Genomic DNA, 19,779 nt, shown 5'->3' with positions numbered 1-19,779 from the left:
TTGCACCTGACACGGTGGCAGGTCCTAAACCGGAGGTGTCATGTTCAGCATCGGAGATTTCGCCAGGCACGGACGGGTGTCGGTCCGGATGTTGCGGCACTACGACGCCATCGGGCTGCTGCCACCCGCGCACGTCGACCGGTCGACCGGGCACCGGGCCTACCACGCGGCCCAGCTCGCCCGGCTCAACCGGATCGTCGCGCTGAAGGAACTCGGGTTCACCCTGCAGCAGGTGCAGCAGATCCTCGACGAGGGCTTCGGCGCCGAGCAGCTGCGCGGCATGCTCGCGCTGCGGCAGGCCGAACTCCAGAACCGGATCGAGGCGGACACGGCCCGGCTGGCCGACGTGCGGGCGCGTCTCCGGGTGATCGAAGCAGAGGGAACCATGCCGACCGAAGAAGTGACGATGAAATCCCTGCCCGCGGTGCGCCTCGCCGAGATGTCGGGCACGGCGCGGACGATGGACCCGCAGTCGATCGGCCCGGTGATCCAGGGCCTCTACGCCGAGCTGTGCGCGGCGCTGGAGCGTGCCGGGGTGGCCACGGTGGGCCCGGCGACCGCCTACTACGTGGACAGCGCCGACGGCGAGCTCACCACGGTGCACGCGGGGCTGCCGGTCAACGTCGAGCCGGATCCGGCGCTGGAGTTCGACGTGGTGGACCTGCCCGCGGTCGCGCAGGCGGCGACGATCGTGCACCGCGGCCCGATGGACGACTGCCTGCCGACGTACCAGGCGCTGCTGCAGTGGATGGAGGCCACCGGCCGCCGACCGGCGGACACCGGCCGCGAGGTCACCCTGGCCTGCCCGGAGGACCCGGCCGGGATGGTGACCGAGATCCAGCTGCCGGTCCGCCCCGATTAGACGTTTCCGCTGCTCATCCGGGGCGAGCGTCATCGATCCAGTGGTCCGCCCTCTCTACTGCCGGAGGGTGGTTGCAGGCAGTGCGCCCACGGAAAGGACCACGTCGATGGCGGACCAGGAGTCCCGAACCGGTGACGACGGCAGCGCCCGGGCCAGGCGGAAGTCGGGTGAGTACTTCGTGCTGCCCAGCGAGATGGCGGACGAGATGCGGCGGAGCGAGGCGAAACCGAACGAGCGGGACTCGCGCCGTCCCGCCAAGGACGACTAGCCCAGCTCGGCCAACCACGGTCGGACGACGCCGGCGAACGCGTCCGGCGTCTCGACCGGCGGCAGGTGCCCGGCGCCCGGCAACGTCACCAGCTCACCTCCTGGGAGCACGTCCGCGAGCTCGCGGGCGTGCTCCGGAGGCGTGAGCGAGTCCTCCGCGCCCACGATCACCAGCGCAGGGCCGGTGAACGCCCGCAGCGCATCAGTGCTGTCCGGACGGCTCGCCATCGCGCGCTGCGCCCAAGCAACGCCCTCTGGCGGCTGCGCGTCGATCAACTCCCGAACGTGCTTAAGCACCTCTGGACGATGCGCGCGCGTAGTGCTTCCGAGAACGTTTGGCAGCGTGCCGTCCGCTAGCCACCCGCTCGTGCCTTCACGCTCTGCGCGGTCTGCGGCGTTGAGACGGTTGGCTCGTTGCTCGTCGTTGTCCGCAACGGCTTTGGTGTCCACCAGCAGCAGTCCCGCAACGCGCTTAGGCGCCGCCCGCAGCACAGCCATCGCGACGTAGCCGCCCATCGAGCAGCCGCCTAGTACGACCTCGGGCAGCTCAAGCCGGTCGAGCAGTGCGAGGACGTCAGCGGCCGCCGTGTCGATGCTCGGGTTCTCGGCCGCCCGATCGCTGTCGTGCGACTCGGGGCTCCGCGCCCACGAACCGTTCAGCGGGCTCTCACCGAGGCCTCGCTGATCCGGGGCGATCACCCGTGCCTGCTCGTCCAGTCCTGCGCGGGCCGGGTTCCACATCCGCGCATCCGCGGGGAACGCGTGCAGTAGCACCAGCGGCGTTCCGCCACCCGATTCGATGTAGTGCACCGCTCCATCGTGCCGCACTCGCCGCTGCCACGCGGGTCGGCCGCGCGGCAGCGTTTTGCGAGCATGGGAACCTTCCTGTCACCGCACCCCGGCAGGCAGGCCCCACGACCTGCTGAGATGCCAGGCGGCGCAGACGTCGACGTCGAGCAGGTACGAGCCCGCCTGCCCGCACTGTCCGTCAGCGCTGCCGGGATCGATCGGCTGACCGTGCCCCATTCCGGTGATCGAGATGGTTTCCACGAGGGTGCGCCCGGAGCTGTCGGCGTAGCTCTCGTGCGGGTAACCCGCGATGGTGTCGGTGGACGTCGGCGTGGCCGGGATGCCGTGCACGTTGGTCCACTGCTCGACCAGTTCGCGCTGGTTCGCGGGCGCCACGGTGTAGTCCGCGGTGCCGTGCCAGATGCTCAGCGTCGGCCACGGCCCCTGGTGCGAGCCCGCGCCGCGCACCGCATCGCCCCACTGCTCGGGCGTCTTGTCCTTGCCGGGGTTCATGCAGGTGAAGGCGTCGATCATGCTCGACGCGCAGCCGTGGGGCACACCGGCGACGACACCGCCTCCGGCGAACACGTCCGGGTAGGCGGCGAGCAGCGCAGCGGTCATCGCTCCACCCGCGGACAACCCGGTGACGTAGACCCGCGCCGGGTCCGCGCCGGTGTCGGCGATGGCGCGGCGCACCATCTGCGCGATCGACTCGGCCTCGCCGCTGCCCCGCGCGGTGTCGCCGGGCTGGAACCAGTTGAAGCACCGGTTTGCGTTGTTGGCCTGCTCCTGCTGCGGCAGGACGAGGGTGAACCGGGCGCTGTCGGCCAGCTCCACCCAGCCCGCGCCGGTGCCGTAACCCGCGGCGTCCTGGGTGCAGCCGTGCATGGCGACGACCACCGGACGCCCTTCCGGCAGCCCGTCGGGGACGTACTCGAACATGCGCAGCGCGCCGGGATTGCCGCCGAATCCGGTCACTTCCCGGAGTTCGGCAGCCGAATCCGCCGGTGCTGCGACGACCGTCGCCAGCAGCACCGCCAGGACCAGGGAGAACACGCGCATCCGAACCACCTCCTCGTGGTTCGGACCACGGTAGGCCCGCGATCGACGCCCTCTCCACAGTGGACATCCCTACTCCCGGTGGCGGATTTGTGTGCCACGTCCACATGTCCGGATCGCTCGCCGCGCCCCTACCGTGACCGGGCGAAACACAGGAGGTGCGCCGTGCGCAGGGGAATCACGCTGCTGTCCGCCGGTCTGCTCGCCGGCTCGTTGCTCGTCCCGACCGCTTCCGCCGCGCCCAGGTGCGGCCCCGACGTGCGGGTTCCCGGTGCCGTGCACCAGGAATCGGCGTGCCTGGCGGATCTGACGACGACGGGCACGCTCGCCTCGGGGCACACGGTGCAGGCCGACTGGGCGGGCTTGACCGCCTCGGACCTGCCCGCTCCGGCGGCGGTGCCGGGCAGGCAGATCGACGGCTACTTCCCGGACACCTCGACGACCAACGCCAACCACGGCTGGAACCACGACGCGCAGTTCGTGCTGCGCCTGCCCGCGCGGTGGAACGGCGGCCTGGTCGTCACCGGATCACCGGGCAACCGCAGGCAGTACGCCAACGACCGGGCGATCGCCGACCACGTGCTGGCCGCCGGCTACGCCTTCGCCGCCACCGACAAGGGCAACACCGGTGCGGAGTTCTTCACCGACGGCGACCGGCCGGGCGACGCCGTGGCCGAGTGGAACCACCGCGTCACCGAACTGACCACCGCCGCCAAGGTCGCGGCCTGGCGCCACTACGGCCGCCCGGTGTCGCGCACCATCGCCGCCGGGATGTCCAACGGCGGCTACCTGGTGCGCTGGCAGCTGGAGAACCGGCCGTGGCTCTACGACGGCGGCGTCGACTGGGAAGGCACGCTGTGGACGCAGCGCGACAACCTGCTCACCTTCCTGCCCACCGCGCTGCGCGCCCATCCGGCCGGTGACGAACGCGCCGTCCTGGCCGCGGGTTTCGCGCCGGGATCGCAGTTCCTGTGGGACTACCACCACCGCGTCTACTGGGACCTGACGCAGCGGATCTACCGCGAGGAGTTCGATCCCGGGTTCGACGGCGACCGGCAGGCCGGAATCCCGTTCTGCCGCAGCGGCACGCCGGACTGCGACGCCGACTACGACTACGCCTCACGACCCGCCGAGGTGCACCGCGCCGTCGAGCGGATCGCGTTGACCGGGCGCATCGGCAAACCGCTGATCACCCTGCACGGAACGCTGGACTCGCTGCTGCCGATCAGCCGCAGCTCGGACGTCTACGCCGGGATGGTGGCCGCCGCCGGCCGCGGCGGCTTGCACCGCTACCACCGGATCGAGGCGGGCAACCACACCGATGGCCTGGTCGACGAGTTCCCCGGGCTGCGCCCGCTGGCGCCGCACTTCCGCGACGCGTTCGACGAGATGCACGCCTGGCTGCGCGGCTGAAACCACCGGGCGGTGCGGTGCGAGCATGGGAACCTTCCTGTCACTCACCCCCGTGACCAGCGGGAATGCCGCGGCTGGTTGACTTGTGCCATGCACTTGCTCTTCTCCTACGGCACGCTCCGCCAGCCCGAGGTCCAGCGATCGGTGTTCGGGGGCGAGGTGCCCGGCGAGTCCGACGCCGTGACCGGGCACCGCCTGGGAGAGGTGCGGATCGAGGACCCGCGGGTGGTCGAGCTCAGCGGCTCGGCGGTGCACCCGGCGCTCATCCCCGATCGCAGCTCCGGCGCCGAGGTGCCGGGAACGGTCTTCACGCTGACCGACGAGCAGCTGGCCGCGGCCGACGACTACGAGGTCGACGCCTACCGCCGGGTCGAGGTGCCGCTGCGCTCCGGGCGCACCGCCTGGGTCTACGCGCTCAGCTGACCGCTGCGGTGGAGTGGTTCTACGACACCGCCGACGCCGAGCCCGTGGCACGGGTCTACTGCCTGTCCTGGGCGGACTTCACCGATGCGGACTGGGCGGCGCTGGGCCGGATCTACCGCGATCTGCCGGGCTGGCAGCCCGGGTCGCCCGATCTCGCGAGGTGGTTCGCACCTGACGACGACGCCGACCAGCACCTGTGGGCTTCGGTCGAGCCATCAGGGCTCCAGGTCGGTGGCGTGCTGAGCGCTGAGGTCTGGCAGGCCTGGGACGGCCGGTTCCGCCGGGCCGTCGTCGACGCCGGGCTCCCCCGGTTCGGCCACTAGCCCTGCAGGACGTGCAGGCGCAGCGCGAGGTGGATCTCCAGCGCGCGGTCCGGTGCCTGCCAGTCCGCGCCGAGCAGCGAGCCGATGCGATCGAGCCGCTGCACGACGGTGTTGACGTGCACGTGCAGCACGTCCTTGGCGCGGGTGAGGTTCCCACCGGCGGCGAAGTAGGCCTGCAGCGTCGCGAGCAGCTCGGTGCCCCGGCGGGCGTCGTAGTCGAGCACCGGCCCGATCGTCCGCCGCACGAACCCGGGCAGGTCGGTCTGCTCGCCGAGCAGCACACCGAGGAATCCCAGGCCGTCCATCGACGCGCCCTCGCCGATCCGCCCGAGCGCGAGCAGCGCCCGCAGGCAGCGGGCTGCTTCGGCGTGCGCCGCCGCGATCTCCCGCGGGCCGTGCGCCGGGCCGGAAGCGCCCACCGTGACCGGACCGTCCACTGCGGACCGCAGGGCCTCGGCGGTGCGGGCGGCCAGCGGGCCCGGGTCGGTGGCCGGGACCAGCAGCACGACCTCCTCGGCGTGGATCCCGGCGAGCGCCGCGCAGCGGCCGGCGGCCACCGCCAGCCGGGTGCGCGGCACGCGCTCGGCGTGGGCGATGAGCACGGCGTGCGGTTGGGCCAGGTCCAGGCCGAGCCGCTCGGCCCGCGCCAGCAGCGCCCCGGGATTGCGCTCGGGTGCGGTGAGCAGGTCGGTCAGCAGCTCACCGCGCACTTCGTCCTCGGCCTTGGCCACCGACCGGCGCAGCATCAGCAGCAGCGCGGTGACGACCGCGGCGCGCTCGAAGAGCCTGCGGTCGGCGTCCACCAGGTCGCCGCGCCCGGAAAGCACCATGCTGCCGAGCAGTTCCGGCCCGGCCTGCACCGCGCAGACCCAACCGTCCGCTGTGGACATGGCGCGTCCGCTGGCGCGCGAGGCCGCGACGGCCGCCGCCGACGGCACCGGTGGCACCGGGTCGGCGTTGGTCAACTCCACGCCGTCGGCGTCGAACAGCCCGATCTCGCCGTGCAGGACGTCGGCCACCGCGGCCGCCACTTCCGGCACCGCAGCGCCCCGGAGCACCAGGTCCATGAGCCGGTCGTGGGCTTTCTCCGCGCGGTGCAGGGCGGCGCTCTGCTCGCTGATCTCCTCCAGCAGTGCGGCGTTGTCCAGCGCGATCGCGGCGTGGTCGGCCAGCGACGACAGCAGTGCGATCTCCTCCGGGGTGAACTCGCGGCGGGTGCGGTCCGAGGCGTAGAGGACGCCGATGACCTGGTCGCCGAGGGCCAGCGGCACGCCCAGGATCGCGGTCAGCCCTTCATCGCGGACCGCCGAATCGATCGGCAGCGTGTGCCGGAACCGCTCGTCGCCGAAGTAGTCGCGGGTCGCGTACGGCTGGGCGGTCTGCGCCACCAGCCCGCCCAAGCCCTCCCCCATGCCCAGCGTGACCTTCTGGAACAGCGCCGACACCGAACCGTCGGTGACCCGCATGTAGGTGCGCCCCGCCGCCTCGTCGTTGAGGCTCAGGTACGAGACGTCCACGCCGAGCAAGGTGCGGCCCCGGCGCACGATCGAGCGCAGCACCGCATCGGTGTCGCGCAGCCGGGCCAGGTCGCTGGCGGTGTCGAACAGCGCGCTGAGCTCGGTTTCCCGGCGTCGGTGCGCGGAGAGCGTGCTGTGGATCCGCAGCGCCAGCGCGCTCGCCCGGGCCAGCCGGGGGTTCTCGACGGCGACGTGCGCCAGCTGCTCGCCGCTCGCGCCGCCGGCGAGCAGTTCGAGCAGCTGGACCACGTCGTCGCTCACCCGCTCATCTTGGCACCGCGGCCTGCTCCTCGGTGGCGTCATCGTGCAGCGAACTCCCGGCGGTTTCCCGCGCGACCAGCACCGCCGCCACCGTCAGCGCGCACATCGCCAGCACGTAGACCGAAACCGCCACGGTGCTGCCGAAGCTCTGCAGCAGCGCCACCGCGATGATCGGCGCCAGCGCACCCGCCGCGATCGACGACAGCTGCCCGCCGACGGACAGCCCGGTGTAGCGGACCCGGGTGGCGAACTGCTCGGCGAAGAATGCCGCCTGCGGCCCGTACATCGCGCCGTGCAGCAGCAGGCCGACGCTGGTGGCCAGCACGATGACCCACGGCGACCGGGTGTCCAGCAGCGCGAAGAACGCGAATCCCCACACCGCCATCGCCACCGCGCCGAACAGGTACACCGGTTTGCGGCCCACCCGGTCCGACAGCGCGCCCCACAGCGGGATGGTCACGAAGTGCAGCGCGGAGCCGATCAGCACCGCGTTGAGCCCCACCGACTTCGGCAGCTCCAGCGGGCCGGTCACGTAGACCAGGATGAACGCGGTCAACACGTAGTAGGAGACGTTCTCGGCCATCCGCGAGCCGATGGTGATCAGCACCTGCCGCCAGTGGTCCCGGAACACCGCCACCACCGGCACGTGCTCGCTGCGCCGCTCGGCCTTGCGCTGGGCGTCGAGGAACACCGGCGATTCGCTGACCGCGATCCGGATCCACAGCCCGATCACCACCAGCACGCCGGACAGCAGGAACGGAACCCGCCAGCCCCAGGCCAGGAACTGCTCGTCGGTCTGGGTCGCGGCCAGCACCGCGAGCACCGCGGTGGCCAGCAGGTTCCCGCCCGGCGCCCCGCACTGCGGCCACGACGCCCACAACCCGCGGCGGCGGTCGTCACCGTGCTCGGAGACGATCAGCACCGCACCGCCCCACTCGCCGCCGAGCGCGAACCCCTGCACCAGGCGCAGCAGCGTGAGCAGGATCGGCGCGAGCGCGCCCACCGCGGCGTAGGTCGGCAGCAGTCCCATCGCGCAGGTGGCGCCGCCCATCATCAGCAGGCTCACCACCAGCAGCTTCTTGCGGCCCACCCGGTCGCCGAAGTGGCCGAACACCAACCCGCCCAGCGGCCGGGCCAGGAACCCGATCGCATACGTGGTGAAGGCCAGCAGCGTGCCGGTGAGCGGATCGGCCTCCGGGAAGAACAGCTGGTTGAACACCAGCGCGGCGGCCGAGCCGTAGAGGAAGAAGTCGTACCACTCCACGGTGGTGCCGATCAGGCTGGCACCGACGACCCGCGCGATCGAGCCGCCCCGCGCGTTGCCGGTTCTGTTGCTGGCCAAGGCGAACACTCCTTCGTGTCACTGCCGGTTCTGGTCTTGGTCTTCGTCTTTGAAGCGCCGGAGGGGTTTGCCCGCCCTCGGCACTCGCACGCCGCGGGTTCTCGGGCGTCGGCCCGACTGCCGTGCAGGGGGCGTTGCGCACGGCGACGTCTGAGGTCACCGTCGACGCGGAACGGGTTCTCAGGTCGCGGTCCAGCCGCCGTCCATCGGAAGCGACACCCCGGTGATGTGCGCCGCGTGATCGCCGCACAACCAGCGCACGAGCTCGGCGACCTGCTCGGGGTCGATGAGCTCCTTGATCGCGGCCCGCCGCAGCAGCACGTCTTCGACCACTTCGGACTCGTCGATCCCGTGCGCGGCCGCCTGATCGGCGATCTGCGCGCGAACCAGCGGCGTGTCGACGTACCCCGGGTTGACGCAGTTGCTCGTCACCCCGTGCGCCGCACCCTCCAGCGCGACCACTTTGGACAGACCTTCGAGGGCGTGCTTGGCGGTCACGTAGCCGGCCTTGAACGGGCTGGCGCGCAACCCGTGCACGCTGGAGACGTGCACGATGCGCCCCCAGCCCCGGGCGTACATGTGCGGCAGCGCGTTGCGCACGAGCTGGAACGGGGCGGTCACCATCACCTGCTGCATGCGGGTGAAGGTGTCCAGCGGGAACTCCGGGAGCGCGGCGACGTGCTGGAAACCGGCGTTGTTGACCAGGACGTCGACCTCGGCGGGCAGCGCGTCGACCGCGCCGGGATCGGCGAGGTCTGCCGCGTGCGCCCGGCCGCCGATCTCGGCGGCGACCTGCTCGGCGGCCACCCGGTCGAGATCGACGACGTGCACCTCCGCCCCGGCGGCGGCGAGCGCCCGAGCGCACGCCCGCCCGATCCCGCTGCCCGCGCCGGTCACCATGGCCACCCGCCCGGCGTGCCCGTTGTCACTCATGCCGTAGGACGTTAAGGCGCGGCGCACCGACGGCCTATGTGTTCATCCACCACAAGTCGGCGTGATCCAGTAGCTCCACTCCCCATGCCGACGGGATGCGAGCATGGGAACTTTCCTGTCACCCGCCCCGAAAACCTGCTGCTCAGCGGCGGGGTGGCGGACTACTGTTCGCCCTGTGGTCGAGCCTGATGAAATCCGCACCGAACGGCTCGTGCTGAGCCGTCCCCAGCCCACCGACGCCGACGCCTTCATCGCCCTGCACAGCACTCCCGAGGCCTACCCCCACGACGGCTGGCTCCGGCGCACCCCGGAGCAGGCTCTCGAACAGCTCGACTGGTTCCGCGAGAAGTGGGCCGCCGACGGCATCGGCTACTGGACGATCCGGCTCGCCGGAACCGCCGAGGTGATCGGCTTCGGCGGGGTGCAGCACCGCGACGAGGACGACGGCCCGGAGCTCAACGTCTACTACCGGTTCTTCCCGACCGCCTGGGGCCAGGGCTACGCGACGGAGATGGCCGAAGCCGCGCTCGGCTGGGCGCGCCGCCACCGCCCCGACCGCGCCGTGCGGATCGTCACCGACCCGGCCAACACGGCTTCAGTGCGTCTCGCCGAGAAGCTCGGCTTCACCCGGCACCTGGAGCGCCGGCGCGACGGCCGCCCCGAAGTGGTGTTCCGGCTGGCGGCGCGCTGATGCGAGCATGGGAACCTTCCTGTCACCCGCCGCGAAAACCTGCTGCTCGGTGACGGGGCGGCGGACTACCGTGCGCGGCGTGGACGAACCAGATGAGATCCGCACCGAACGGCTGGTGCTGAGCCGCCTCGAGCCCGCCGACGCCGACGCGTTCATCGCGGTGCACTCCGCTCCGGAGGCCTATCCGCACGACGGCTGGTCGCGGCGAACCGCGGACCAGGCGCGCGAGCTGTTCGTCAACTTCCGGCGGAACTGGGCCGTCGACGGCATCGGCTACTGGACGATCCGGCTCGCCGGGACCGCCGAGGTGATCGGCTTCGGCGGGGTGCGGCACTCGGTGGAAGAGGGCGAACCGGTGCTGAACCTCGCCTACCGCCTCTGGCCGAGCGCGTGGGGCCGCGGCTACGCGCCCGAGATGGCCCGGGCCGCGCTGAGCTGGGCGCAGCGCCACCGGCCCGACCGGCCGGTGGTGATCGTGACCGACGTCGGCAACACCCCGTCGATCCGGGTCGCGGAGAAGCTCGGGTTCGCGCGGGTCCTGGAGCGCCACCGCGACGACCGGCCCGAAGTGCTCTTCCGGCTACCCGCGCGCTGATGCGAGCATGGGAACCTTCCTGTCACCCACCGCCCTGACCAGCGCGTTCAGGAGCTGACGATGGTGACCTGCCGGGTCTCCGACGGCCCGTCCCAGGTGCGCGGCAGCGGGGTCGGCACGTCCGGGGCGACGGTTCGCACGATCGCGTCGAGCGCGTCCTCGGCCTTGCCGACCCACAGGTGCTTGGTGTCCGGGAAGCCGGTCACCTCCGCCTGCGGGATCGCGGCGAAGCGCTCCCGCGCCTCGTCGGGACGCAGGTAGTCGTCGAACTCCGGGATCAGCGCGTGCACCGGTTTGCCCGAGTCCGCCCAGGCGCGCAGGTGCTCCTCGGTGCTCCAGCGCAGCGGCGGGGAGATCAGCACCGCGCCCTCCACCAGCGGGTCCAGGCCGTGCACCAGGGTCAGGTCGGTGCCGAACGACCAGCCCACCAGCCACACGTTCGGCAGGTCGTGGAACTCGGCGTACTCCAGCGCCGCCGCCACGTCGAACCGCTCGGCGTTGCCGCTGTCGAAGCTGCCTTCGCTGCGGCCCGCTTCGCTGGCGGTGCCGCGCGTGTTGAACCGCAGCACCGCGAGGTCGGCCAGTGCGGGCAGCCGGTACGCCGCCTTGCGGTAGATGTGCGAGTCCATCATGCCGCCGTGGGTGGGCAGCGGGTGCAGGCAGATCAGCGTGGCCCGCGGCGGCCGGGATTCCGGCAGCGCGAGCTCGCCGATCAGCTGCAGGCCGTCGGCGGTGTGCAGGGTGATCTGCTCGCGGCGGGCAGGCAGCACGGTGTTGGCGCGGATCTCGGTGCTCATCGCCCCCGATCCTGCCACGGACGGGTGGTCGGCATGGTGTGACGTGCTACGACCAGCGCCGCGTCGGCCCGCGGCGGCTGCGCGCGCTCCAGCAGCCGTTGTGCCAGTGGCGCCGGTCCTCGACACCGCCGTGCGCCGCGCTCGGCCACGCCACCACGTGCGCGATGCCCGGCCGGATCTCGTGGTCGCAACCTGGGCACCGGTAGACCTTGGTGGCCTGCGCGGCGGGCACGGTGCGCACCATCCACTCGCCGTCCGGACCGTGCTCGACCCGGGACGCGCCGAACGCAGTGCCCATCGCGCGGTGGCTGCTGTCAGCCGCCGGGCGGCGCTGCTGGCGATTGCGTCTGGGCACGCGACAACCGTAACGGTCCGGCTACGGGGCGAGCGCCGGGAGGTGCGGCCAAGCCTGCCCGGCGAGGCCGCGGGCGAACTCGCAGGCGTCGATGCCGGTCATCCCCGGCACGGCCACCACCAGCTGCGCGACCTCGACCTGCCCGGTGGCGCCGAACGGCAGGTGCGCGGTCTCGGCCGAGCACAGCGGGAGCTGCGGATCGCCGCCGACCACGCTGATCACGGTGCGCCGCCCGGCGATCTCCTCCTCGACGGCCGCCCCGTGCAGCACCTGCGGTGGATCGCCTGCCGTGTGGGTGAGCTGCACGCGCGGCGAGTCCGCGACCTGCTCACCCCAAGCGCACTGGTGCCCGGCGGGGCTCGACTGCCCCTGAGCCTCTTCCAGGCCCGGGACCTGCTGCACCACGGCGGAATCCAGCACTTCGCACGGATCGACGAGGGCCAGCGAGTTCGCCGGGAACTCCCGGTGCCCGACGCGCTGCTGCTCCAGCGCCGCGGTGGCCGCCTCCGCACCGGCTTCGGCGATGCCGCACAGGCCGGAAGCCGGATCGCCGGCGAGCAGATCGGCGCTGACCCGCAGCGCGAGTCCATCGGTGAACAGGATCTCCCGGGTGCAGTGCCCGGGCAGCGGCGCGTTCTGCACGACCCGCAGCGAACCGCGCGGCACGACCGGGTTCGCCCGCGGATCCGGTGCCGGGCCCAGCTCGCCGACGGCGAGCTGCACCAGCGAACCGTTCGCGAGCTCGACGTGCAGCAGGCAGTAGTCCAGGGAAACGGTTCCGGCGTTCTTCGCCGGGCCGAAGTCCCGCAACGCGGCGGGATCGGTCAGCGTGCACGGGTCCACTGTGCGCAGATCACCGAGCGAGGCCCGAGCCGTGCCCGGTTCGTCCCGCTGCGGCGCGGCGGGCGCCTGCGGCGCGGCGGGCGCCTGCGGCGAGCCGCCCGGAGTGCATCCCGCCACCAGCAGAACCAACAACAACAGCAGCGGCAGGCCTCGGTGGCGGAGACGCGACGACATCGATCCACCCTAACCCGGCGCCGCGCGATCCAGCCGCGAGCAAGGGAACCTTCCTGCCACCGATGACAGGAAGGTTCCCATGCTCGCAGCTTCCCGAAGCGGGCTATTCGTCGAAGTTGCGCTTGGCCAGGTCGAGGATGCGCTCCACCGCCTGGGCCGCGTCGGGCCCGCTGGCGTGCAGGACGATCCGGTCGCCCTTGCGGGCGCCCAGCCCCATCACGCCGAGGACGCTGGCCGCGTCGGCCTCGTTGTCGCCGAGCGTGAGCTTGACGGTGGCCTGCAGACCGGTGAGGCTGCGCGCCAGCAGCGCCGCCGGACGCGCGTGCAGCCCGACCTCGTTGGTCAGCTCCAGCTCTTCGCGGATCTCACCGGCCTCCGGCGCACCGGGCTCGGCCAGTTCACCGCCCTCCGCCGCGGATTCCGCGGCCCGGCCTACCGCCGCCAGCGCCGCACCGCCCTGCGCGGCGACGGCCGCCGCGACCGCTCCTTCGACCAGCGGCGCTTCCACGACCAGCGCGGTGCTCGGGTCGCCGAGCGACTCCACCGCGAGCTCCGCGATCATCTGCGCGCTGCCCAGGTCGTAGAGCACCACCGCGCCCTGTCCGGTGTTGGCGTCCGACAGCGCGGCCGAGACCTTCTCGAAGTCCGTGCCGATGTTGCCGTCCGGCAGCCCACCCGCGGGGATCACCCGCACCTCGGGCGCCATCTGCTGGGCGAGTTCCACCACGCCTTCGGCCAGCTTGGTGCTGTGCGAGACGATGACGAGTCCGACGTTCATCAGCGGCCTCCCGCGGCTTCGGCGAATGCGGACAGCAGCAGCGCGGTCGAGCGGGCGCCCGGGTCGATGTGCCCGGCGCTGCGCTCCCCGAGGTAGGACGCGCGGCCCTTGCGGGCCACCAGCGGTTCGGTGGCCTGCGCGCCCTGGTGGGCGGCTTCGGCCGCCGCGGCCAGCACCTTCGCCGGGCCCTCACCGGATTCCGCGGCGTTCTTCGCCGCTTCCACCGCCGGTGTCAGCGCGTCGACCATGGTCTTGTCCCCGACCTCCGCGCGGCCGCGGGCGATCACGCCTTCCAGCCCGGCCTGCACGGCCTTGGCGACCGCCGTGCCGTCCAGCTCCGGCGCATCGCTGACGGCTGCCGCCGCGCGCAGGAACGCCGTGCCGTACAGCGGGCCGGAGGCGCCGCCGACGGTGGAGATCAGCACGGTGGCGCACAACTTCAGCACCGCGCCGGGCGTCTCCGGCGCGGAGGTGTCGATCTTCGCCGCCACCGCGCGGAAACCGCGGGCCATGTTCTCCCCGTGGTCGGCGTCGCCGATCACGCGGTCCAGCTCGATCAGTTCGTCGCGGTGCTCGGTGACGGTGGCCGCCCCCGCGCGCAGCGCCGCGATCACGTCTTGTGCAGTGCAACCCATCCGGCGTTCTCCCTCACCAGTGCAGCGCGGCGGTGTGCACCGGCGCGTCCCAGAGCTCGGTGAGCTCATCGTCCAGCTTCAGCAGGGTCAGGCTCATGCCCTGCATCTCCAGGCTCGTGATGTACGGGCCGACCAGCCTCCGGCGCACGCGGATGCCGCGCTCGGCCAGCAGCCGCTCTGCGATGCCGTGCGCCAGGTAGAGCTCCAGCAGCGGAGTGCCGCCCATCGAGTTGGTGAACAGCAGCACCTCGTCGCCGGATTCGAAGGGCAGGTCCTCCAGGATCGGTTCGAGCAGCCGGCGCACGATGTCGTCGGCCGAGGTCAGCGGCACCCGGGCCCGGCCGGGCTCGCCGTGGATGCCGATGCCGATCTCCATCTCGTCGGCGGCGAGCTCGAAGCTGGGCTGCCCGGCGTGCGGCACCGTCGGCGCGGTCAGCGCCATGCCCATCGACCGCACCTGGGCCACCACCCGCCTGGCCAGCTCCTCGCAGCGGTCCAGGTCGGCACCCTGCTCGGCGGCCGCGCCGACGATCTTCTCCAGCAGCACGGTGCCGCCGACGCCGCGGCGGCCCGCGGTGTGGGTGGAGTCCTTCACCGCCACGTCGTCGTCCACGATCACGCTGCGCACGTCGACGCCGTCCAGCCCGGCGAGCTCCGCGGCGGTCTCGAAGTTGAGCACGTCGCCGGTGTAGTTCTTGACCACCAGCAGCACACCCGCACCACCGTTGGTCTCCTCGATCGCGGCCTGCACCGCGTCGGGGGTCGGCGAGGTGAACACCGCGCCCGGCACCGCCGCGGCCAGCATCCCGGCACCGACGAACCCGCCGTGCAGCGGCTCGTGCCCCGAGCCGCCACCGGACACCACCGCGACCTTGCCCGCCACCGGCGCGTCCGCGCGCACGACCACGGCGGGATCGGTGCGCACCCGCAGCAGGTCGGGATGCGCCACGGCCATGCCCTGCAACGACTGGGCGACCACCGCCGCCGGATCGTTGATGATCTTCTTCACCCGCTGGCCTCCTTGCCTGCGCCGCTCACCGCCGCGCCGTGTGCTCTCCACCGCCCCGGCGCCCGGCCGGGGGTGCGAGAGCAAGGGAACCTTCCTGTCATCCCCGGCGCAAGCCCAGCGCAAACGGCGCGTCGATCAGCGCCCGCGCACCAACTTGACCAACCGCACCATGCGCCGGATGGTGCCCTTGGAGCGGCCGAAGCTCATCGGGTTCAGCGGGATCCGGTACCGGAGGCGGGTCACCGACTGCGGGCGGGTGAACTCGCGCAGCCCGTCGGCGCCGTGGATCCGGCCGAACCCGGAATCTCCGACGCCGCCGAACGGCAGCGAGGGCACCCCGGCGAAGGCGACGACCGAGTTCACCGCGACCATGCCGGAGCGCAGCCGCCGCGCCAGCTCCGCGCCCCTGGCCCGGGAGAACACCGTGGCGCCCAGCCCGTAGCGGGTGCTGTTGGTGCGGGCCACGGCCTCGTCGACATCGCGGACCCGCCGCACCACGATGGTCGGCCCGAAGGTCTCCTCGGTGACCGCGAGGGAGTCCTCCGGCACGTCGGTGAGCACCACGGGCTCCACGAACGGCGGGCGCACCGAGTGCTCGCCGCCGACCAGCGCGCGGCCACCGCGCTCCAGCGCGTCGTCGATGTGCCTGCGGATCACGTCCACCTGCGAGGGCATCGTGATGGGCCCGAAGTTGGCGCCCGGCTCACCGCCCGGCCGCAGCTTCCCGGCGCGCTCGGTGATCATCTCCACGAATCGGTCGGCGACCGCGTCGACCACGTAAACCCGCTCGACGCCGATGCAGGTCTGCCCGGCGTTGGACATCGCGCCCCACACCGCGGCGTCGGCCGCCGCGGCCAGGTCGGCATCGGCGTCGACGATCAGGGCGTCCTTGCCGCCGCACTCGACCAGCACCGGCACCAGGTTCTCGGCGCAGGAGGCCATCACCCGCTTGCCGGTGGCGGTGGAACCGGTGAAGGCCACCTTGTTCACCCCGGACCGGCACAGCGCCGCCCCGGTCTCGCCGAAGCCGGTCACCAGCCGGAAGACCGGGTGCTCCGGCACCGCCTCGGCGAAGCTGTCGGCCAGCCACTGCCCGACGCCGGGGGTGAGCTCGCTGGGCTTGAACACCACCGCGTTGCCGGCGGCCAGCGCGTAGGCGATGGAGCCCATCGGCGTGAACGCCGGGTAGTTCCACGGGCCGATCACGCCGATCACGCCGAACGGCAGGTATTCGACGGTGGCCGCGTGGTTGGACATCAGGAAGCCCGACGAGACCTTTCGGCGCTTCAGCACCTTCTCGGCGTTGGCCGCCGCCCAGTGCAGGTGGTCGATCACCAGGACCAGTTCGAGCTTGGCGTCGTCGAGCGGCTTGCCGGTCTCCGCGCAGATGAGCCCGGCCAGCTCGTCCACCCGCTTGGCCAGCAGCTTGCGCCACTGGTCGAGCCGCTGCTTGCGCCCGGAGAACCCGAGTTCGGCCCACGCCTCCTGGGCGGCGCGGGCTGCCGCCACCGCATCGTCGACCTCGGTCGCGGTGTGGATCGAGTGCTGCCCCACGACCTCGCCGGTGCGAGGGTCGATCGATTCGAACATCGAGGACTCCGCGCTGGTCGCGGACTGGATCTCGACGTCGCCTCGGGCGGTCTGGGTCATGGCCGGCCTCCCACCTTTACGTCGGTCGTTGTCATCGTGCAGCCTACGGAATCAGGGGGCCGACCGGGACCGTCACACCGCGGGCAGCTTCGCCCGCACCTGCCGGGCCAGGTTCCCGGCGCTGACGCACGGATCCATCGGGATGCGCTTCATGTTCGAGATCGCGACGTGCACGACCTCGCTGCCGCCGTCGCCCTTGCGGTGCTCCCACTCGATCGCGCAGCCCGGCGGATCGGCGGTGACCACCACGCTGGTCGGGGCGCCGCCCAGGTCGATCGGCGGAGGCGGTGGCACGTTCGGCGGGATCTCGGTGTCCTCCATGGCACCGAACTTCAGGCTGACCTTCGCCACGACGCTGTTCTCCGCGGACCACACGCAGTCGTAGAGCCCGCGGCCGCCGCTGGCGTCGGGGGTGCCGCCCGCCATCGCGTCGCGCAGCACTGCCGGGTCGGCGAGCTGGCAGGGGTCGAAACCGCCCAGCCCGCCCGACGTCCGCGCGTTCACCGGCGGCTTGGTGCGCACCACCTCGACGACATCGGTCAGCATCTGCACCGCGGGCGAGCAGACGTCGCTCTGCTCGGTGGCGAGCTGGATGGTCAGGCCCCGGGGTTCCTCGAACAGGCGCGTGTCGGCACCGGCGTAGGCCGCGCTCGCGAAGCAGGACCCGGAGCCGTTGTCGCGGACCGTGGCCGGCAGCCCGCCGATCCGGTGGCGGCTCGGGTCCGACAGGCCGTCGTCGAAGTAGAGGGTGACGGTGAACTCGTCACCGTTGTGGTTCTTCATGTAGTTCGCGCAGGTCCCGAGCCCTTCCTGCCGGAACGCGGCGGGCTCGCCGTACTGCTCCAGACCGGCGGCGCGCAGCGTCTCGCACACGTCCACCCCGCGCAGCCGCTCGGGCGCGAAGGCCGGGTCGAGCAGGCCCGGCTTGTCCACGTTCATGTCGGGCAGATCGACGGTCCGCCGCTCGGAAACGGTCGGCTCGATCCCGGGCGAAGCGCAACCGGCCACGGCGAACGCGCTGAGCAGCGCGGCGATCAGGGGAACGCGTCGGAACACGCGATCACACTAGCGATCGGTCCGCGTCCCCGGGACGGGAACCGGCCGTTCCAGCGCGGCGGTGACGGCGTCGGCCGCCCAGCGTGCGGACGCCGTCACCGGCCGTGCGATCAGTGCTCGCCGGTTTCGGCGGGTTCGTCGGGAACCCTGATGGGGCGCAGCCGGGCCCAGACGACGAACGCCGCGGCGAAGACGAGCATCCCGACGCCCGCCCACAGGTTGATGTTCACGCCCGCCGACTTCTCGATCTCGGCGTGCGGCTGCACCACGCCGACGACGACGAGCACCGCGCCGTAGATGACGAACAGCAGCGCGATGACGGAGCGGATGTCGAAGGCACCCGCGGTGTGGCCGGAACCGCGACCTGGCATGGGAAGACCTCCTCGGTCAGGCGAAGACGATGTTGAGGGCGATGACCAGGATCAGGGCGATGCCGGCCAGCAGTCCGGGCCGCCGGTACCAGCCGGCGTCCTCACCGCTGGTGGCCGCCTGCCGCGCCGACCGCGGCGTCAGCGAATACACCAGCCCCGCCAGCTCGGCCTCCGGCTTGGGCCGGGTCGCCAGGCTGACCACCACGCTGACGACGATGTCGACCACGAACGCCACCCCGGCACCCACGAAACTCGCGCCCTGCCCCGGCAGGTCCAGCACCCCGGTCTCGGCCAGCGCGAAGACCACCACCGCCGAGACCGTGCCCACCACCAGGCCCGCCCACCCGGCGTGCGGAGTCATCCGCTTCCAGAACATCCCCAGGATGAACGTCGCGAACAACGGCGCGTTGAAGAACGAGAACAACTGCTGCAGATAATCCATCAGGTTCGCATAACCCGAAGCGATGAACGCCGTGCCGACCGCCGCCACCGTCGCCCCGACGGTCACCCACCGGCCCATGTTCAGGTAATACCGGTCATCCCGGTCCCGCACCACGTACGACTGCCAGATGTCGTAGGTGAACACCGTGTTGAACGACGACAGGTTCGCCGCCATCCCCGCCATGAACGACGCCAGCAACCCCGCCAGCGCGATCCCCAGAATCCCGTTCGGCAGCAGATCCCGCATCAGCAGCAGGATCGCATCGTTGTAGCTGACCCCCGCACCCTCCGGCGCCCCCGCCTGCTTGTAGGCACCCAGCTCCGGGATCACCACCGCCGCGATCATCCCCGGAATGATCACGATGAACGGGATGAACATCTTCGGGAACGCCCCGATGATCGGCGTCCGCTGCGCCGCCGACATGCTCTTGGACGCCATCGCCCGCTGCACCTCGACGAAATTCGTCGTCCAGTACCCGAACGAGAGCACGAACCCCAGCCCGAACACCAACCCCACCACGCTCCACACCGGATCGGCGAACCCGGTCAGCTCCGTGCCCGGCCACGCCGAGAGCTGCTCAGCACCACCCGGACCCGCCGAGACCTTCTCCACCAGACCCCGCACCCCACCGACCTTCACCAACCCCACGATCGTCAACGGCAACAACGCCGCCACGATCACGAAGAACTGCAACACCTCGTTGTAGATCGCCGCCGACAACCCGCCCAACGCCGTGTAGGACAACACGATCGCCGCCGCGCACAACACCGACACCCACAACGGCCACCCCAGCAACGCATTCACGATGCTGGCCAGCAAATACAGATTCACCCCCGCGATCAACACCTGCGCCACCGCGAACGACACACCGTTCACCAAATGCGCCGCACGACCAAAACGCCGCAACATGAACTCCGGAACACTACGAACCTTCGACCCGTAGTAGAACGGCATCATCACCACACCCAAAAACAGCATGGCAGGCACCGCACCAACCCAGAAATAATGCATCGTCGGCATCCCGTACTGCGCACCATTGGCCGACATACCAATGATCTCGATCGCACCCAGATTAGCCGAGATGAACGCCAACCCCGTCACCCACGCAGGCAACGCCCGACCCGACAAGAAAAAATCCAGACTCGTCGACACCGCACGCCGCGCCACATAACCAATACCCAGCACAAAAACGAA

General features: G+C 71.6%; 22 protein-coding genes. 7 read left to right on the top strand and 15 right to left on the bottom strand.

What is annotated here, in order from left to right:
• Positions 1-40 precede the first annotated feature (40 nt).
• The gene (locus C4T78_RS12925) at positions 41-862 is read left to right on the top strand and encodes a MerR family transcriptional regulator (protein ID WP_093357616.1); all 822 of its coding nucleotides are present in this window, start codon (positions 41-43) and stop codon (positions 860-862) included.
• A gap of 106 nt (positions 863-968) precedes the next feature.
• Positions 969-1,130: a hypothetical protein gene (locus tag C4T78_RS36390; protein WP_170210285.1), complete on the top strand. Its 162-nt coding sequence runs from the start codon at positions 969-971 to the stop codon at positions 1,128-1,130.
• On the opposite strand, the gene C4T78_RS12920 is transcribed toward C4T78_RS36390, so the two are convergent.
• Positions 1,127-1,939, bottom strand: a complete 813-nt coding sequence (locus C4T78_RS12920) for an alpha/beta fold hydrolase (protein ID WP_093357617.1) — start codon at positions 1,937-1,939, stop codon at positions 1,127-1,129. The two genes, C4T78_RS36390 and C4T78_RS12920, sit on opposite strands and share 4 nt — an antisense overlap.
• A gap of 78 nt (positions 1,940-2,017) precedes the next feature.
• The gene (locus C4T78_RS12915) at positions 2,018-2,980 is read right to left on the bottom strand and encodes an extracellular catalytic domain type 1 short-chain-length polyhydroxyalkanoate depolymerase (RefSeq protein ID WP_093357618.1); all 963 of its coding nucleotides are present in this window, start codon (positions 2,978-2,980) and stop codon (positions 2,018-2,020) included.
• 180 nt (positions 2,981-3,160) lie between these two features.
• On the opposite strand from C4T78_RS12915, the gene C4T78_RS12910 reads away from it, so the two are divergent.
• From C4T78_RS12910 to C4T78_RS12900, 3 genes are all read left to right on the top strand, one after another.
• Positions 3,161-4,390: an alpha/beta hydrolase family protein gene (locus tag C4T78_RS12910; RefSeq protein ID WP_107916175.1), complete on the top strand. Its 1,230-nt coding sequence runs from the start codon at positions 3,161-3,163 to the stop codon at positions 4,388-4,390.
• A gap of 90 nt (positions 4,391-4,480) precedes the next feature.
• Positions 4,481-4,813 (top strand): gamma-glutamylcyclotransferase family protein, encoded by a 333-nt coding sequence (locus C4T78_RS12905; protein WP_093357620.1) that lies wholly within the window; start codon positions 4,481-4,483, stop codon positions 4,811-4,813.
• Between the two features lie 8 nt (positions 4,814-4,821).
• Positions 4,822-5,136, top strand: coding sequence for a hypothetical protein (locus tag C4T78_RS12900; RefSeq protein WP_093357621.1), 315 nt, complete (start codon positions 4,822-4,824; stop codon positions 5,134-5,136).
• On the opposite strand, the gene C4T78_RS12895 is transcribed toward C4T78_RS12900, so the two are convergent.
• From C4T78_RS12895 to C4T78_RS12885, 3 genes are all read right to left on the bottom strand, one after another.
• Positions 5,133-6,956: a helix-turn-helix domain-containing protein gene (locus C4T78_RS12895; protein ID WP_093357622.1), complete on the bottom strand. Its 1,824-nt coding sequence runs from the start codon at positions 6,954-6,956 to the stop codon at positions 5,133-5,135. The two genes, C4T78_RS12900 and C4T78_RS12895, sit on opposite strands and share 4 nt — an antisense overlap.
• A complete protein-coding gene (locus C4T78_RS12890; RefSeq protein ID WP_093357624.1) occupies positions 6,919-8,256 on the bottom strand; it encodes an MFS transporter in 1,338 nt (445 codons plus the stop codon). Before C4T78_RS12890 ends, C4T78_RS12895 begins: the two co-directional genes overlap by 38 nt.
• 180 nt (positions 8,257-8,436) lie before the next feature.
• A complete protein-coding gene (locus tag C4T78_RS12885; protein WP_093357625.1) occupies positions 8,437-9,189 on the bottom strand; it encodes a 3-hydroxybutyrate dehydrogenase in 753 nt (250 codons plus the stop codon).
• Positions 9,190-9,364: 175 nt separating this feature from the next.
• Between C4T78_RS12885 and C4T78_RS12880 the strand changes: the two genes are divergently transcribed.
• Complete coding sequence (locus tag C4T78_RS12880) at positions 9,365-9,880, top strand: GNAT family N-acetyltransferase (RefSeq protein WP_177247786.1); 516 nt, start codon at positions 9,365-9,367, stop codon at positions 9,878-9,880.
• Between the two features lie 79 nt (positions 9,881-9,959).
• Positions 9,960-10,475: a GNAT family N-acetyltransferase gene (locus C4T78_RS12875; protein ID WP_235863829.1), complete on the top strand. Its 516-nt coding sequence runs from the start codon at positions 9,960-9,962 to the stop codon at positions 10,473-10,475.
• A 47-nt stretch (positions 10,476-10,522) separates the two neighbouring features.
• Here C4T78_RS12875 and C4T78_RS12870 read toward each other — a convergent pair whose 3' ends face one another.
• The 10 genes from C4T78_RS12870 to C4T78_RS12825 all read right to left on the bottom strand — a co-directional run.
• Positions 10,523-11,272, bottom strand: coding sequence for an alpha/beta hydrolase (locus C4T78_RS12870; protein ID WP_093357635.1), 750 nt, complete (start codon positions 11,270-11,272; stop codon positions 10,523-10,525).
• Between the two features lie 46 nt (positions 11,273-11,318).
• Positions 11,319-11,627, bottom strand: coding sequence for an Rv1322 family protein (locus C4T78_RS12865; protein WP_181138258.1), 309 nt, complete (start codon positions 11,625-11,627; stop codon positions 11,319-11,321).
• A 21-nt stretch (positions 11,628-11,648) separates the two neighbouring features.
• Positions 11,649-12,644: a DUF3558 domain-containing protein gene (locus C4T78_RS12860; RefSeq protein ID WP_093357637.1), complete on the bottom strand. Its 996-nt coding sequence runs from the start codon at positions 12,642-12,644 to the stop codon at positions 11,649-11,651.
• A gap of 103 nt (positions 12,645-12,747) precedes the next feature.
• On the bottom strand, positions 12,748-13,422 hold the full coding sequence (gene dhaM, locus C4T78_RS12855; RefSeq protein WP_177247787.1) for a dihydroxyacetone kinase phosphoryl donor subunit DhaM: 675 nt from the start codon (positions 13,420-13,422) through the stop codon (positions 12,748-12,750).
• Positions 13,422-14,057, bottom strand: a complete 636-nt coding sequence (gene dhaL, locus C4T78_RS12850; RefSeq protein ID WP_093357640.1) for a dihydroxyacetone kinase subunit DhaL — start codon at positions 14,055-14,057, stop codon at positions 13,422-13,424. Before dhaL ends, dhaM begins: the two co-directional genes overlap by 1 nt.
• Positions 14,058-14,070: 13 nt before the next feature.
• Positions 14,071-15,066, bottom strand: coding sequence for a dihydroxyacetone kinase subunit DhaK (gene dhaK / locus C4T78_RS12845; protein ID WP_093357641.1), 996 nt, complete (start codon positions 15,064-15,066; stop codon positions 14,071-14,073).
• A 135-nt stretch (positions 15,067-15,201) separates the two neighbouring features.
• Positions 15,202-16,716 carry an aldehyde dehydrogenase family protein gene (locus C4T78_RS12840; protein WP_093357643.1) on the bottom strand — a complete coding sequence of 505 codons (1,515 nt, stop codon included), beginning with the start codon at positions 16,714-16,716 and terminating at the stop codon, positions 15,202-15,204.
• A 72-nt stretch (positions 16,717-16,788) separates the two neighbouring features.
• The gene (locus C4T78_RS12835) at positions 16,789-17,772 is read right to left on the bottom strand and encodes a hypothetical protein (RefSeq protein WP_093357644.1); all 984 of its coding nucleotides are present in this window, start codon (positions 17,770-17,772) and stop codon (positions 16,789-16,791) included.
• Positions 17,773-17,882: 110 nt separating this feature from the next.
• Positions 17,883-18,143: a hypothetical protein gene (locus tag C4T78_RS12830; RefSeq protein ID WP_093357645.1), complete on the bottom strand. Its 261-nt coding sequence runs from the start codon at positions 18,141-18,143 to the stop codon at positions 17,883-17,885.
• Between the two features lie 16 nt (positions 18,144-18,159).
• The coding region (locus C4T78_RS12825) for a sodium:solute symporter family protein (RefSeq protein WP_103908119.1) at positions 18,160-19,779 on the bottom strand (1,620 nt) is incomplete at its 5' end.

The sequence above is a fragment of the Saccharopolyspora kobensis genome (genome assembly GCF_900108315.1).
GTDB classification, from domain to species: domain Bacteria; phylum Actinomycetota; class Actinomycetes; order Mycobacteriales; family Pseudonocardiaceae; genus Saccharopolyspora; species Saccharopolyspora kobensis.
Note: the sequence above shows the minus strand (reverse complement) of the source record. Positions and strands in the feature narration are given on the sequence as shown.

Bases quoted from the DNA above. Each gene is read 5' to 3' on its own strand.
- C4T78_RS12925 (WP_093357616.1), top strand. From the start codon at position 41: ATGTTCAGCATCGGAGATTTCGCCAGGCACGGACGGGTGTCGGTCCGG.
- C4T78_RS36390 (WP_170210285.1), top strand. From the start codon at position 969: ATGGCGGACCAGGAGTCCCGAACCGGTGACGACGGCAGCGCCCGGGCC.
- C4T78_RS12915 (WP_093357618.1), bottom strand. From the start codon at position 2,980: ATGCGCGTGTTCTCCCTGGTCCTGGCGGTGCTGCTGGCGACGGTCGTC.
- C4T78_RS12905 (WP_093357620.1), top strand. From the start codon at position 4,481: ATGCACTTGCTCTTCTCCTACGGCACGCTCCGCCAGCCCGAGGTCCAG.
- C4T78_RS12895 (WP_093357622.1), bottom strand. From the start codon at position 6,956: ATGACGCCACCGAGGAGCAGGCCGCGGTGCCAAGATGAGCGGGTGAGC.
- C4T78_RS12885 (WP_093357625.1), bottom strand. From the start codon at position 9,189: ATGAGTGACAACGGGCACGCCGGGCGGGTGGCCATGGTGACCGGCGCG.
- C4T78_RS12870 (WP_093357635.1), bottom strand. From the start codon at position 11,272: ATGAGCACCGAGATCCGCGCCAACACCGTGCTGCCTGCCCGCCGCGAG.
- C4T78_RS12860 (WP_093357637.1), bottom strand. From the start codon at position 12,644: ATGTCGTCGCGTCTCCGCCACCGAGGCCTGCCGCTGCTGTTGTTGTTG.
- dhaM (WP_177247787.1), bottom strand. From the start codon at position 13,422: ATGAACGTCGGACTCGTCATCGTCTCGCACAGCACCAAGCTGGCCGAA.
- dhaL (WP_093357640.1), bottom strand. From the start codon at position 14,057: ATGGGTTGCACTGCACAAGACGTGATCGCGGCGCTGCGCGCGGGGGCG.
- C4T78_RS12840 (WP_093357643.1), bottom strand. From the start codon at position 16,716: ATGACCCAGACCGCCCGAGGCGACGTCGAGATCCAGTCCGCGACCAGC.
- C4T78_RS12830 (WP_093357645.1), bottom strand. From the start codon at position 18,143: ATGCCAGGTCGCGGTTCCGGCCACACCGCGGGTGCCTTCGACATCCGC.